The organism is uncultured Cocleimonas sp., from assembly GCF_947495625.1.
In the GTDB taxonomy this organism is placed as follows: domain Bacteria; phylum Pseudomonadota; class Gammaproteobacteria; order Thiotrichales; family Thiotrichaceae; genus Cocleimonas.
In genome coordinates this window covers 45,892-59,757 of the sequence record NZ_CANLZW010000009.1, presented here as the reverse complement: position 1 = coordinate 59,757, position 13,866 = coordinate 45,892, and the positions used below count along the sequence as shown (strand labels likewise).

Below are 13,866 nucleotides of genomic sequence, written 5' to 3'. Positions count from 1 at the left end.
CGTTCGTAACTTGAATAATGCGCCAGTATTGGGGAAAAGTGTCCTGCGTTTATTGATTATGCCTTAAGGCAATGGTGAATAATGAAGTGTTGTTGTTTAGTTGAGCTTATTTGTGCTGTATACTGATGCAATGTGATGCACTTAAGGGATTAAGCAATGAAATCTGTCAGAGTTACCGCTTCTCTACCTGAAGAACAACACGAACAACTACAAGATTTAGCCGAGAAAAATAGCCTTTCTGTTGCATGGTTAGTGAGACAGGCGGTGGGTGATTTTCTGGATAAAATTGATGATTCGCAAAATTATAATCCGTTGACAAAAGAAACTGCTCAAGGCGATAGATAATGTTTTCGCCCCAACAAAGTAGCTACTTTGCCCATTGGTTATCCCTTGATGGGAATTACGAGGAATCCCTAACCAAAACCATTGCAAGCGCTAAAGTGGATATGAATCCACACCAGATACAAGCGGCTTTGTTTGCCTTGCGTTCACCCATGTCAAAAGGCGTTATTTTGGCTGATGAAGTCGGCTTAGGTAAAACCATAGAAGCAAGTTTAGTTCTTGCTCAGAAATGGGCAGAGCAACGACGTAGATTGTTGCTAATTGTGCCTGCGACACTTCGTAAGCAATGGAGTCAGGAACTGCAGGATAAATTTGAGCTGCCTTCAGTTATTCTTGAAGCAAAAAACTTTAATCAAGCAATTAAATCAGGAGTAGAAAATCCTTTTGATATTCAAAGCTGGCAAGATGCGGCGATAACCATTGTATCTTATGAATTTGCTGCTCGGAGAGATACACTGTTGGCAAGACTTCCTTGGGATATGGTTGTTTTTGACGAAGCGCACAAGCTACGTAATATTTATAAAAAAGAGGGTGCAAAAACTGCAAAGGCACTGGATTCTGCGTTGTTAAACCGTCCTAAAATATTAATGACAGCAACACCATTGCAAAATAGTTTGTTAGAACTCTATGGTCTAGTATCGGTTATTGACCCTTATTTTTTTGGTGATCTTGCCTCTTTCAAAGCCCGATATGCTCGTCCAAATGTTGAACCCTCTGAGCTAAACCTATTACGTAAACGCCTGAGTAGTATTGTCAATCGTACTTTGCGCAAGCAGGTACAAGAAACGGGCAGTTTTAACTTTACTCGCCGTTATTCAATGACGGAAGATTTTCGGCCATCCATACAAGAGCTGGAACTATATGATCAAATTTCTGACTACCTTCGACGCAACGATTTACTAGCAATCAAAGCAGAAGCCAGACATCTGGTTACCTTGGTCATTCGTAAAATACTTGCTTCATCATCTTATGCAATTCAAGGAACGTTGGAAACCATGATTCAACGCTTGCAAGATAAAATGCCTCTAATGGATGGCTTGCAAGCTGACTTTGAGGCCATGCATGATATGGCGGATAACGATAATATTGATGTTGTCGATAATATTGACCCCTTAGCCTTAAAGGAAGAAATTGATCAATTAGTTCATTTCAAAACCTTAGCTCAGGGTATTTCTCTAAATGCTAAAGCAGAAGCTTTGCAACGTGTATTATCACGAGCCTTTGAAATGACGCAACGGTTAGGAGGTGTTCGTAAAGCCGTTATTTTTACAGAATCTATACGAACTCAGTCATGGTTGTTTGACTTACTGAGTAAGAATGGCTTTCAGGATAAAGTTGTATTACTCAATGGCAGTAATAATGATGCTGAATCAAGACTTATCTACACTGAGTGGATGCAAAAACATAAAGGTTCTGTTCGCATTTCCGGTTCCAAATCAGCAGACATGAAGGCTGCTTTGGTAGATAAATTCCGTGAAGATGCAACCATAATGATTAGCACGGAAGCGGGGGCGGAAGGTATAAACCTACAATTTTGTTCTCTACTGATTAACTACGATTTGCCTTGGAACCCACAACGAGTCGAGCAACGTATTGGACGAGTACATCGCTATGGGCAAAAACACGATGTCGTGGTGGTTAACTTTATAAACAAGGGTAACCGTGCAGATGAACGAGTATTTGAACTTCTGAGTGAGAAATTTCAGTTATTTGAGGGCGTATTTGGTGCGTCGGATGAAATACTTGGCTCTATTGAGTCAGGAGTTGATATTGAACGACGTATCAATGATATATATCAGAAATGCCGTAGTGATGAAGATATTGAAAATGAGTTCAACGCCTTACAGAAAGAACTGAAACTTGAGTTAGAAAGCAGTGTTAAGGAAACTTCTCGTTCCATACTCGAATATTTTGATGCCGATGTCGTTAAACGTCTAAATATGCAACGTGAAACCACGGCGCAGAAAATAGGTGAATACCAGCACATGATGATGCGACTTGCAAAAGCTGAGCTGCCTGATGCACGTTTCATTAAAGATAGATTTCTTTATCAGGATACCTGGTATGACCTGAACTGGCCTCAAGCCGAGGCTAATGATGCACAATTCTTTCGTCCACACGAAGGCTTGGGAAAAAAAATTCTTGCACAGGCAAAAGCACATAACACATCCACAACCGTACAATTAGACTTGAACTATTCTCTACTAGAAAGCCAAAGAGCCGATGTACGGAACTATATTGGCCAAAGTGGTGAATTATGTGTAGAAAAATATACAATTGAAACCACCAAGCAAAAACAAGAATACCTTCTAGTCTCTGCCTGCAACGAGTCGGGTACAATGCTCGAAGCAAAAACAGCCCGACGCTTACTACTCGTACCCGGAAAAGCCAAAGCTAATGTGTTTGGTAATTTGCAACGACAAAATATTTTGCACAAAGGTATAGAGACTCAGCAAACAAAACACTTTGCTAATGCAGAACGTGACAATGAAAAATACTATGAAGAAGAAACTGAAAAGCTGGAAAACTGGAGTGAGGATCGTCGCGTGGCGCTTGATATTCGTATAAAACAACTTGATAAAGAAATTGCAGACGGTCGTCGAAGTGCAAGAATGTTGCCTAGTCTTAAAGAAAAAATGGATGCCAAACGCATTCTAAAAAAACTAGAGCGCAAAAGAGATAGAACAATGCTGAACTACCACGAAGAAAAGAAAAAAATAGAAGCTAAAGAAGATGAACTATTAGAAGAAGTAGCCGCAGCTTTAGAAATGAAAACCTATAGTGAACAACTATTTTGTGTACGTTGGACACTCAAGGAGGAAGCATGATTGATACAACTGAACTAGTGCGTGAACTTGTGTATCAGATAAGGTTAGGTGAAGATTCCGCTTATGAATTTAAAGCTGTAACGTGTGTTAATAATAAGGTGAAATCCCCTCACAGAGATAGCATTGCCAATGAGATAGCCGCTTTTGCCAATACTTCAGGAGGTATAATCGTACTGGGGGTAGAAGACAAAAAACTTGAAGTAGAAGGTATCGAGCGTGAACAACTTGATACGGTCGGACTTTGGCTAACCAGTCTTGTAAATGATAAAATTTCACCTCCACCACTAATTGAAACACGTTTATTAGAAATACCTGATCGTAGTGGCGAACAAAAAGCTGTTATCTGGGTACGGGTTCCAAAAAGCCTGTTTATCCACGAAAGCCCTAATGGTTATTTCCAGCGAGTTGGTTCAAGTAAACGCAAAATGCAACCTGATTTACTTGCGCGACTTTTCCAACAACGTAGCATGGCACGTCTTATTCGTTTTGATGAGCAAGTTGTACCCAGTGCACCATTAGAAGCTATTGATGTTGATCTCAAAGAACGTTTTGTAAGAGACAATGAATTAACTGAAAAGTCCCAACTCAAAAAGCTCTATTTAGTAGGTGAAGATGACGAAAAACAGGAATATTTGACTGTTTCTGGAGTTTTGTTACTAACGACTCAACCCAGTGATTATTTACAATCAGCATGGATCCAGTGTGTGGCGTATAGTGGAACAGAACGTAATGCAGAGTTCCAGCAAGATGCTCAGGAGTGCCGTGAATCCATTGACCAACAAATTCATTGTGCTATCCAGTTCGTAAAACGCAATATGCGAGTGGAAGCTGTAAAGCGACCGGGTAGAATCGATATACCACAGTATGATTTAGGTGCGATCTATGAGGCTATTGTGAATGCTGTTGCCCACAGAGATTATGCTGTTTATGGTTCAAAAATTCGTTTACACCTATTCAGTGATCGATTGGAAATCATGACGCCGGGTGGACTACCCAACAGTTTGACGGTAGATACCATCGATAGCAATAGCATCACCCGTAATGAAACATTGGTAAATCTGTTAAGCCGTTATTATCAAGCTGATCCAGTCAGTCAAAGACAAAATATTATTGAACGACGGGGAGAAGGTGTGCCAAAAATTATGCGTGCAAGTGAACAGCTATCTACACGACGACCCTTATATGAACAGGCGGATGAAGTACAAGCGGAATTAAAACTGACAATCTATGCCGCAAGTCGCGACATGAATGGCTTGGTTGAACAGTTTGAAGAAAAATAAGGGTTAAAGGGCTACATGAGCAAGAAAAAACAAAAACTCGAATTGACATGGATTGGTAAAGAAAAACGCCCAAGGCTGGAGCCGCGTATTTTAGTGGAAGATAAAAGCCTCTCGTATTCTGCAGAGCCATCAAAAACAGAGATTACTCAGGAACTATTTGAGGATCAAGGCAGTGAGCAGCCTAAACCCTTGAATGATAATATTTTAATTCACGGTGATAATTTGCTGGCTTTGAAAGCGCTTGAACACAAATATGCGGGAAAGGTGAAATGTATTTATATAGATCCTCCATTTAATACTGGAGGGGCATTTCAGCATTATGATGATGGACTAGAGCATTCGATTTGGCTTAGTTTAATGTCACAAAGACTTGAAGCAATTAAGGTCTTATTGAGTAATGATGGCGCGATTGTTGTGAACCTTGATGACTCAGAAATGGCTTATTGCAAGATTATTATGGATGAGGTTTTCGGACGTCAAAACTATGTAACAACCATCGTTGTTCAAGCTGCAACTGGATCTAGCTTCAAAACAGTAAATACAGGTCCAGTAGATGTAACTCAATATCTCCTCTTTTATGCCAAAGAAAAAAAACTTTTCAATTACAAGCAGCAGTATACGTTAAAAAATAAAGTTGATTTACAACATTTTTCTAGATTTATTACAAACCCTGAAGATTCGTGCAAAGAGTGGCTCTTTCGTAGTATTAATGACTATATTTTAGAGACTTTAGGCTATAAAGAAGGGTCAATTCAAGCAAAGTGGATAAAAATAAAAAAAGACTTTGGTGATTTTGCGCCGCTGTTGGTTGAACAAAGGGCGAATGAGTTTGCTATTGATAATGCCCACTTAGTTTTTGAGACTAAAACTCTTCAGAAGCCATCTCCATATCTGAATAAATTAATTTTAAAGTCAAAAACCTTAGATTATCCAATCCATGTTCCACGGGATAATCATGAAGACCTTTATCTGCTTAAGGGACGTCAGATTTATTTTCTAAGCAAGAGTGTTGGTGAAATTGATGGTAGTAAAGGGGCTATTCTACCAATAACAACAATTTGGAATGATATACCGACAAATAACTTACCTAAAGAGGGAGGGGTTAGTTTTCCATCTGGGAAAAAACCAGAAGCACTTTTAAGAAGGCTAATTGATATGACTTCAGATGAAGGCGATATAATATTAGATTCATTTGGAGGCTCAGGAACTACTGCTGCTGTTGCTCATAAAATGAAAAGACGTTGGATTACAGTAGAACTAGGGGATCAATGTGAAACTCATATTTTACCAAGGCTAAAAAGAGTTATTGACGGTACTGACCAAGACGGCATCAGCAAAGTTGTAGATTGGCAAGGCGGAGGCGGTCTCCACTATTACCGCATGGCTGATTCCTTGCTTAAAAAAGATGCTTGGAATAATTGGGTGATCAACCCTGAGTACAATGCTGAAATGCTGTCAGAAGCAATGTGCAAACATATGGGTTATATATATGAGCCCAGTCAGGATATTTTCTGGCAACACGGACATTCTACTGAAAACAATTATATCTACATTACTACCGGCACGCTAAGCAATGAGCAGCTTAAACTGATCAGTAGCGAAGTGGGTTCTGAAGGCAGCCTGTTAATTTGCTGTAAGGGCTTTATCGCAAAAACCAATGAATTTGATAATCTTTCTTTGAAGAAGATTCCTCAAGCCATATTACACAAATGCGAGTGGGATCACGATGATTACAGCTTCCATATCAATGTATTGCCTGATGATGAGGAAGAAGAAAGCAAAGTCGAAATTGATGTTGATTAAAATGCAAGTATTAGGGGCAAAATATGGATGATCAACGTACGGTCAATTTTATTAGTAACCAGTTATCTCTACGAAAACCGCAACGAGAATCTTTACAAGTTTTATCAGATGTTTTGTCGCAGTTGGGTTTAAGTAAAGAACCAGATTTACAGCATTGGCTAGAAATCATTCAATCGCAATACCCAACAGTTAAAGCATTCGAACGTGAATTCCCATCATTATGTTTTGCGATAGCAACAGGGGTGGGTAAAACTCGGCTAATGGGAGCGATGATTTCCTGGTTGTTTCTGACTGGACGTAGTCGTAATTTCTTTATACTTGCACCTAATTTAACTATTTACGAAAAATTAAAGCAGGACTTTACCCTTGGTAATACCAAGTATGTCTTCAAGGGTATCGCTGAATTTGCTCAGACTCCTCCAACCATTATTACGGGAGAGGATTATGCTGATGGACGAGGTGTGAGGCTCGAAATGTCTGTACCCATGAGTCGGTCAGGCGATTTATTTGGTTCTGAAACAGAGGCACATATTAATATCTTTAATATTTCCAAAATTAATGCGCGTGAAAACAAGAAAGGGGCGAAAAAATCTGGTGTAGCTAAAATGCGCCGCTTGCAGGAATATATTGGTGATTCTTACTTTAATCATCTTGCAGAGCTGCCAGATTTGGTTGTTCTAATGGATGAAGCACATCGTTATTATGCCAGTGCAGGCGCAAAAGCGATTAATGAGCTAAAACCAATTTTAGGTATTGAGTTAACGGCTACACCCAAAACGGTAGGAACAAAGCCGCGTGAATTCAGTAATATTATTTATCATTATCCCCTATCCATGGCGTTGCAGGACGGTTATGTAAAAATCCCTGCAGTAGCAACTCGCAAAGACTTTAACCCTAAACAATATTCATCAGAACAGTTAGAAGCCATCAAGCTTGAGGATGGCATTCATCATCATGAATACGTGACAGTTGAATTACAAACCCATGCTCATAGTACAGGAGGAAAAGCGGTAAAGCCTTTTATGCTTGTTGTAGCCCAGGACACTATCCATGCGGGTAATCTAAAAACTTTAATTCAGTCAGATGATTTTTTTGGAGGGAGATACAAAGATAAAGTAATTGAAGTCCATTCGAAACAAACTGGTGAAGAATCTGATGAAGCAATGGCGCGTTTGTTGGCAGTGGAGCATGATGAAGATACTGAAATTGTTATCCATGTTAACAAGCTAAAGGAAGGTTGGGATGTTACGAATTTGTATACCATCGTACCGTTACGTGCTTCAACCTCTGAAATTTTAACAGAACAGACCATAGGACGAGGCTTGCGTCTTCCTTTTGGGAATCGAACTGGAGTGGATGCAATAGACCGTTTGACGATTATTGCCCATGATCGTTTTCAGGAAATTCTTGATCGTGCTAAAGATGAAGAGTCGATTATTCGTAAAACGATTTATATTGGTGGAGATGATTCGGATGTGCCCAATAAAAAACCAAAGCTAATAGAAACGCCTTCAGTACTGGATATGGTGACGACAGGTAAAAAGGCGACACAGGATGGACAAGATATACAGGATGAGCCGGGAGACTATCAAGCAGAATCCGCCATCAAAACCAAACAAGAACGAAAAATTGCTGAAATCACATTTCAGGTTATCCGGGAAGAAACTCGTAAGTTGTCTTCCAGTAAGGAGTTAAATACTCCTCAAGTTCAAGAGGATATTGCACGAAAAGTTAAGCACCGTATTTTGCCGACTCAAAATGATCTGCCGGGGATTGGGTCTGATGATAATAGCCAGCAAGCTATAGCAGAAGTAGTAAAAACGGTGAGTGAAAATATTATCAAGCTGACTATTGATATCCCGCAGATTGTTATCCTGCCCACGCGTGAGGTCAATTATGGATTTTCTGACTTCGATTTACAGAGTCTTGAGCAGATTAACTATCAACCTGTATCACAGAAAATTTTGTTGCAACATCTGGAGGGTGACCAGGAGCGTGATTTTATTCATTTTGGTGATGAGCAAGCTCAGGAAACTCGATTGGAAGATTATATTGTACGAAATTTGATGGATTTAAATGAGATTGACTATGACTCACATGCTGAACTGTTATATAAATTGGCTGGACAGTTGGTTTCACACTTACAAAGTAAATGGGAGGATAGGGATAAAATTGAAAATGTTTTGATCTACTATCAGTGCCAATTGCGTGATTTTATCTGGGCGCAAATGCAACAAAATCTATGGTCAAGTCCTACGGATTATCAGGGAAAGTTGATTAAAGGCTTTGAAGTATTGGAACCTAATGTATATACCATAGCAGCTGATGAAGAACCGCGTGATTTTCGTGCCCCAGTTAAAAACAAAAATTCAGTTAAAAAAATGTTATTTACTGGCTTTCAGCGTTGTTGTTATCCTTTCCAGAAATTTGACTCTGTTGAAGGTGAATTGGCAATGGCCCAAATTTTGGAGAATGATGATAGCGTCCTTAAATGGATGAAACCTGCATCTGGAAAATTTAAAATTGAATACCAGAGTGGAGAGAAGTACGAACCTGATTTTGTTGTAGAAACAAAAAATATTTGTTTGCTTATTGAGCCTAAACGTAGTGATGAGGTGAATGATGAAATTGTCCAAGCGAAAAAGCGGGCTGCGGAACGTTGGTGTAGTTACGCAAATGAACATGCTAGACAAATAGGCGGAAAACAGTGGAAATACCTGTTGATTCCGCATAATGAGATTTTATCAAATTCATCGCTAGAAGGATTGATTGCGCGTTTTGGTTAAAAATAAGAGCAAGCTTTACAATGTGTTATTCGTACCTCATTAACTCCACCATAATATTTCGCCTAATAGGTCAATGAAGTGAATCTCCATAGATGGTAACTGGAGACTTAATTCCCGAATTGAAGACTAAACCTCTATTAGGCATCAAATTTATATATACAAAACCAAAAACGTTGATTTGCGACTCTGATACAGATTGCGAAGAGACTTTAGTTTCTTTTGAGAATCCAGCAGTACAGTAAGACAAAGATATATTTAAAGTACATAACTAAATACTCCTAAAACTGCAAGATGGGCGGGGTAGTAAGCATAAAAAAACCAACCAGAAAGTTTACTTATTATTACGCCTTCAGTAACCTTCTCTGACGCAATAACAATCAAGAAAAACGACAAACCATAAAAGCCCTGAACCAGGTTCCCAGTAACCACATTCAACAACACAATATTGATGGCTACAGACACTAAACTGCTTGATGAGGGATACCGAAAATAAAGTGCAAAGGTTGCAAGTAAGGCCAATCCGAACCAGTAATAGCTGGCAATAATTCCTAGAACTAAAAAGACCAGGAACAAACCGAAGTAACCAGTCAAAGCAAGTTCATGATGTGTGGATAACTGATGCTTTAAATAGTTATGGCAATGTATAAAAGCGAGTCCAAAAAACAAGGTAAAAAGGATATTGAGCTTATAGATATCCAAATCAAGGGCCCAACTATAGATGGATTGCGAGATACACGCCCATAACAGGAGCCGCCCCAGGTACCTTGATTTATTACTCGTTCTAAATATGTAGTTATAAACCACTAGATACGCAAAAACAGGATACACGAAGCGGCTTAAGTAATGAATCCAGTGGCTACTATCATGGAAGATCAAAATGTAATGATCGAGTGTCATTACCAGTAAAGCAATCCACTGCAGTAATACTTGTTGAGAAGAACTAAGCCTGGTAATCATCGATGCTGGCAAACAGCAGCCACTATTTAAAGCTTAGCTTTTTTTGAATCGGTGGCAAAGACCGCTTAGGTATATTTAGACAGCGAACGGTGGACAATTCACCAGCTAATACATCACAGTTCTCACTGGCGATATTCTCGGCGATGGCTAATGAATGAGTCTTGATAAATTGAGTATAAGATTCTTTATTTTTAGAAAAGTAACTAATCTCATACGATAGCTCTGCAGGTATTGAGGGTAGGGGAGTTACCTCTAAAGTATCAATAGTGGTGTTAGAGTTTAAGGATCCATTCACCAGGCTCATAGGAACTTGCAGTAAACCAGGAAGACTCGACTGCTTTTGATCATCCCTGAAGGAAGCCGTATGCTTCGTTTTCATAAAATTCTTTATCCCCAATACGGTCATCTAAATCAGTTTTTTCCTGTGCGAGTACAATTCAATGGCTTCAGTTCATATGCGGTTAACGCTTGTAGCAGCTCATCATAAGTAAAGGTCAGTTGAGTCATCTGTTATAGTCTCCGCTTAAGGAACTTGTTTGATGTTATAATGTCTTGTATAAAAGACGCATTATAAATCATATTCACTGCTATCTAAGGAGGCATCTAATGAATAATCCAGAACACATTACAGAGAACGCGACCTCTAAAGATTTCTTCAAATTCCTGGGGGCTCTTATTACATTGGCCTTTGGTGCGTTGTTTTTCTTCCTAAAGCTTTTGGGAAGTTCTAATAGCGCTAATGAGAGTGAAGGGCTATTTGAAATAGACGAAGAAGATTATAATGATTTAACTTCTACCTCTTCTAGTGCTCTCACAAATCCGATGAATTTACACAATGACTAATGTCTTTTATTAAGTCGCTAGTCATTTTCCTTTTTGTGCAGCTTGTTTGCCTTTATCAGCGCCTTCTTTCATAGCATTATTACTTGACGATGCTCCATCGTTCATCATTCCACTTACTCCTAACGCTGCCTTTCCACCAATTGTACTTAAATACTGTAACCACCATTTCGTAAAGTAGAAATAGATCACCAGTGAAAATATATTCCAAACGCCGTGGCCTAAAGAAAACACGCCTTCGATAAATGTGCGGTCACCCCATATTACTTTGAGTACCACAATATCAATCCAGGAAGCGATGTACCATATCGCCGGGATAAAGCTGATACCAAAAAATAACACAACCAGGGTCATCAGTTTTTCAGGACGGTAAAGTGCAAACACAATAAAAATAGGCATAACTATGATTAAAATCATGATCGATGCAGCTAAGATGATCGGCAACATAAACTTAATCACCGTTGTTGGAAACTGCATAAAAAAACCACCTATAGCGACTGCGACCGCAGCAACCTTCTCTTTGAACCAGCCCCAGCCCCAATCACCCCCATTGCTGTCACCCAGGCCGCTTTCTGATACGTTGGCATTTGATTGACCCAGTTTCCCAAAGATCAAACGATTAACCATATTGTCGGTGGAAAATACCGTAGCCCAGGTTCCACCTGCGATAGACAGGTTATTACCCGCAAAATCATTCGCTACTTTATCCTTAAGACTGCTGTCCCACCATATTGCACAGCTTGTTTGGCCATATCCCGCATTTTGCGGGCTTAATATGCCTCCTGTCTTAGGAATACATAGGCTGTCTAAACCACTGACATCAGCAGCAGAGCACACATTATTATTATATAAATAATCCATATAAAACAGATTGCCAGGGTAGGTCGGTGCCACTTTATAAGCATCCTCTTCGGAGGTTGATGCTTGTAATGCCACAAATTGAGCATTCATTTGTGAAGTTGGATATTTCTGTTTGATGATGTTGTAACGAATATGGGCGGGTATCAGGCAGTGACTTTCAAAGGCTGAAAACTCTTTTCTTACTTCAGCGTCATCGATAGACATTTGCTGCTGCTGATACATTAGGCCTCGAATATCAGCTCCGGTGGGTAGAATGACTTTCACCAGCTGATTCACCCCACTGGTTAGCCATATAATCGCATACCAACCTGCAGGAATTTTGACCATTTCACTGGGCATAGTTGCTGCCAGTTGATCATATGTGGTTCCAGTTGATCCATTAGTTTGCTCATTGACACCATCGTTATAAACAAACGAGGCATTGCTTGCCGGTACCAGGGGATACATGAACAAGAAAAAGATAACAATGCCAGGATATAACAACATTTCGAATGTTTTTAATGAGGCAAACGGTTTAAAGGCGTAGCCTTCACCACCCCCTCGATTACCAAAAAAAGCTTGATAAAAATAAAACAAAAAGGGGATGGTCCACAAGCCTGTGACGATCAGGAAGGCATAAAGCTGATCGAATACATACCAACCAAAATAATCACCATATACCCGAAACGAGCTACCAACGTCCATTACTCGCTCCCACCTGAACTTGACTTACCACCTTCTGAGAGCGTATCTGTCGGTGTTTTAAAGGTGGCATTACCATAATGACGCTTTAAGCTTTCAGCATGTTGGTAAACACTGCTTATCCTTCCTGTTAAAAGTTCACTAGAAATTCTACGCTCGTACAATAAGTCATCAATATACTGTGTCAGCATTTTAGCCCGGTCATCGATGTCATTTTTAGCCATCTCATAAGAGGCTATATGATTTTCATTTCTTCCAGCTAACAGAGCCCGTCTTGCTTCAATCGCTACCTTTATCGTATTCGCGAGTGCTGCATCATCACTGAGTTGTTTAATCAAAACGGTTTCTAACGGCGAATTCTTCAAGATATTGATAAGTTGTGGAGTCAGCACTATCGAGCTGGACTTACCCATAATTTGGGTCAACTCTTCGGTGGTAGGTTCTGTTGATGAATCCACCATTGCCTGAATCGACTCACGAATGAGAGTTGCTTCTTTGCGTACCTTGGGTGAGAGTCCCATCGATGGAGTAGACATATCACTGGACATATAGGCACTGGTTACTGAAACATCTTCTCCACCTCTGCCTAGATCACCATCATCGGAGCCTATTTTATCGCCTGATATAGTGGACTGACTGTGTGTATTATTAAGGTCCGGACGATATTCCCCGACTACTTCTGTTAACCATTTTCCAAGTTCTTCAGGGGTATCCCAATAATCAAGCAGCGGATCATCACCAGTAGCTTTTGAACCATTCGTGGCATCACGTCCAAGTAACATATTAAATCCCGCTTTCGCGGCATCGGCAATGGGACGAATAGGGGGCTGGCCATCTCCACCGGCCATTTCTCCTCCGATCCATTTAAGCCCCTCTTTGCCGGTGTAATCTCGGATTTTACCCGTGACTTTTTCGATATCTTGTTCACCCGATGCTTTTGCCTCATTCATCACTTTAATCAAATGGTTCGCCTTACCCGCTTGAAGCCAACCGTCCAATTGGCCCCTGACATTGCCTAATTCACCTTCCAGCTTATTTAAGAATTCACGCTGGTAGCGTTCACGTTCTTCAGATCGGACCGTATAGTTTTCGGTTATCTGACACGAAGTAGGGTTGGCGATACATTGTGTGTAACCAGGAAGTTGTATTAAAGATGATGTGTACTGGCTAATATTCATCATACCTTTTACTTTTTTAGTCCAAGCATTCACATAGCTCTGCAGTAAACCTTTTAGTGTCGCTTTAATGGTTTCAAGTGGATCAAATTCTCCATCACCCATCAATAAACCAAAATCACGAATCATCTGAAGTTCTTTAGGCACATCCTTTCCTCCGATGACCCTAAAATTAGTACCTGCCCCAATCTCGTAAAAGAACACTTCATCACTAGGCAATGGTAAGTTTGGTATATTCTCAGCGATTGCCGTTTGGGATGCGCAGGCTAAAATAAAGCCCACTAAAATACGTTTCATGGTGTTTTTCATATTT

10 protein-coding genes are annotated in these 13,866 nt (G+C 40.0%); 6 read left to right on the top strand and 4 right to left on the bottom strand.

The window, feature by feature from the left end; genetic code table 11:
* The first annotated feature begins 156 nt into the window (after nucleotides 1–156).
* The 5 genes from Q1A31_RS06840 (at nucleotide 157) to Q1A31_RS06820 (ending at nucleotide 9,039) form a co-directional block, all read left to right on the top strand.
* Nucleotides 157–345 carry a ribbon-helix-helix domain-containing protein gene (locus Q1A31_RS06840; protein WP_299874235.1) on the top strand — a complete coding sequence of 63 codons (189 nt, stop codon included), beginning with the start codon at nucleotides 157–159 and terminating at the stop codon, nucleotides 343–345.
* Complete coding sequence (locus tag Q1A31_RS06835) at nucleotides 345–3,170, top strand: SNF2-related protein (RefSeq protein ID WP_299874232.1); 2,826 nt, start codon at nucleotides 345–347, stop codon at nucleotides 3,168–3,170. Before Q1A31_RS06840 ends, Q1A31_RS06835 begins: the two co-directional genes overlap by 1 nt.
* A complete protein-coding gene (locus tag Q1A31_RS06830; protein WP_299874229.1) occupies nucleotides 3,167–4,450 on the top strand; it encodes an RNA-binding domain-containing protein in 1,284 nt (427 codons plus the stop codon). The genes Q1A31_RS06835 and Q1A31_RS06830 overlap by 4 nt, the downstream gene beginning before the upstream one ends.
* A gap of 15 nt (nucleotides 4,451–4,465) precedes the next feature.
* Nucleotides 4,466–6,253 carry a site-specific DNA-methyltransferase gene (locus tag Q1A31_RS06825; RefSeq protein WP_299874226.1) on the top strand — a complete coding sequence of 596 codons (1,788 nt, stop codon included), beginning with the start codon at nucleotides 4,466–4,468 and terminating at the stop codon, nucleotides 6,251–6,253.
* Nucleotides 6,254–6,366: 113 nt separating this feature from the next.
* The gene (locus Q1A31_RS06820; RefSeq protein ID WP_366942984.1) at nucleotides 6,367–9,039 is read left to right on the top strand and encodes a DEAD/DEAH box helicase family protein; all 2,673 of its coding nucleotides are present in this window, start codon (nucleotides 6,367–6,369) and stop codon (nucleotides 9,037–9,039) included.
* A gap of 255 nt (nucleotides 9,040–9,294) precedes the next feature.
* On the opposite strand, the gene Q1A31_RS06815 is transcribed toward Q1A31_RS06820, so the two are convergent.
* Both Q1A31_RS06815 and Q1A31_RS06810 read right to left on the bottom strand, forming a co-directional pair.
* Nucleotides 9,295–9,996 carry a TraX family protein gene (locus tag Q1A31_RS06815; protein ID WP_299874221.1) on the bottom strand — a complete coding sequence of 234 codons (702 nt, stop codon included), beginning with the start codon at nucleotides 9,994–9,996 and terminating at the stop codon, nucleotides 9,295–9,297.
* A gap of 22 nt (nucleotides 9,997–10,018) precedes the next feature.
* Entirely contained in the window at nucleotides 10,019–10,375 is a 357-nt protein-coding gene (locus Q1A31_RS06810; RefSeq protein ID WP_299874218.1) for a hypothetical protein, read from the bottom strand.
* 227 nt (nucleotides 10,376–10,602) lie between these two features.
* Here Q1A31_RS06810 and Q1A31_RS06805 point away from each other — a divergent pair, with 227 nt between their 5' ends.
* A complete protein-coding gene (locus tag Q1A31_RS06805) occupies nucleotides 10,603–10,839 on the top strand; it encodes a hypothetical protein (RefSeq protein WP_299874214.1) in 237 nt (78 codons plus the stop codon).
* Between the two features lie 21 nt (nucleotides 10,840–10,860).
* Here Q1A31_RS06805 and Q1A31_RS06800 read toward each other — a convergent pair whose 3' ends face one another.
* Entirely contained in the window at nucleotides 10,861–12,381 is a 1,521-nt protein-coding gene (locus tag Q1A31_RS06800; protein ID WP_299874211.1) for a conjugal transfer protein TraG N-terminal domain-containing protein, read from the bottom strand.
* A complete protein-coding gene (locus Q1A31_RS06795) occupies nucleotides 12,381–13,862 on the bottom strand; it encodes a hypothetical protein (protein ID WP_299874209.1) in 1,482 nt (493 codons plus the stop codon). The genes Q1A31_RS06800 and Q1A31_RS06795 overlap by 1 nt, the downstream gene beginning before the upstream one ends.
* Nucleotides 13,863–13,866: the final 4 nt, after the last annotated feature.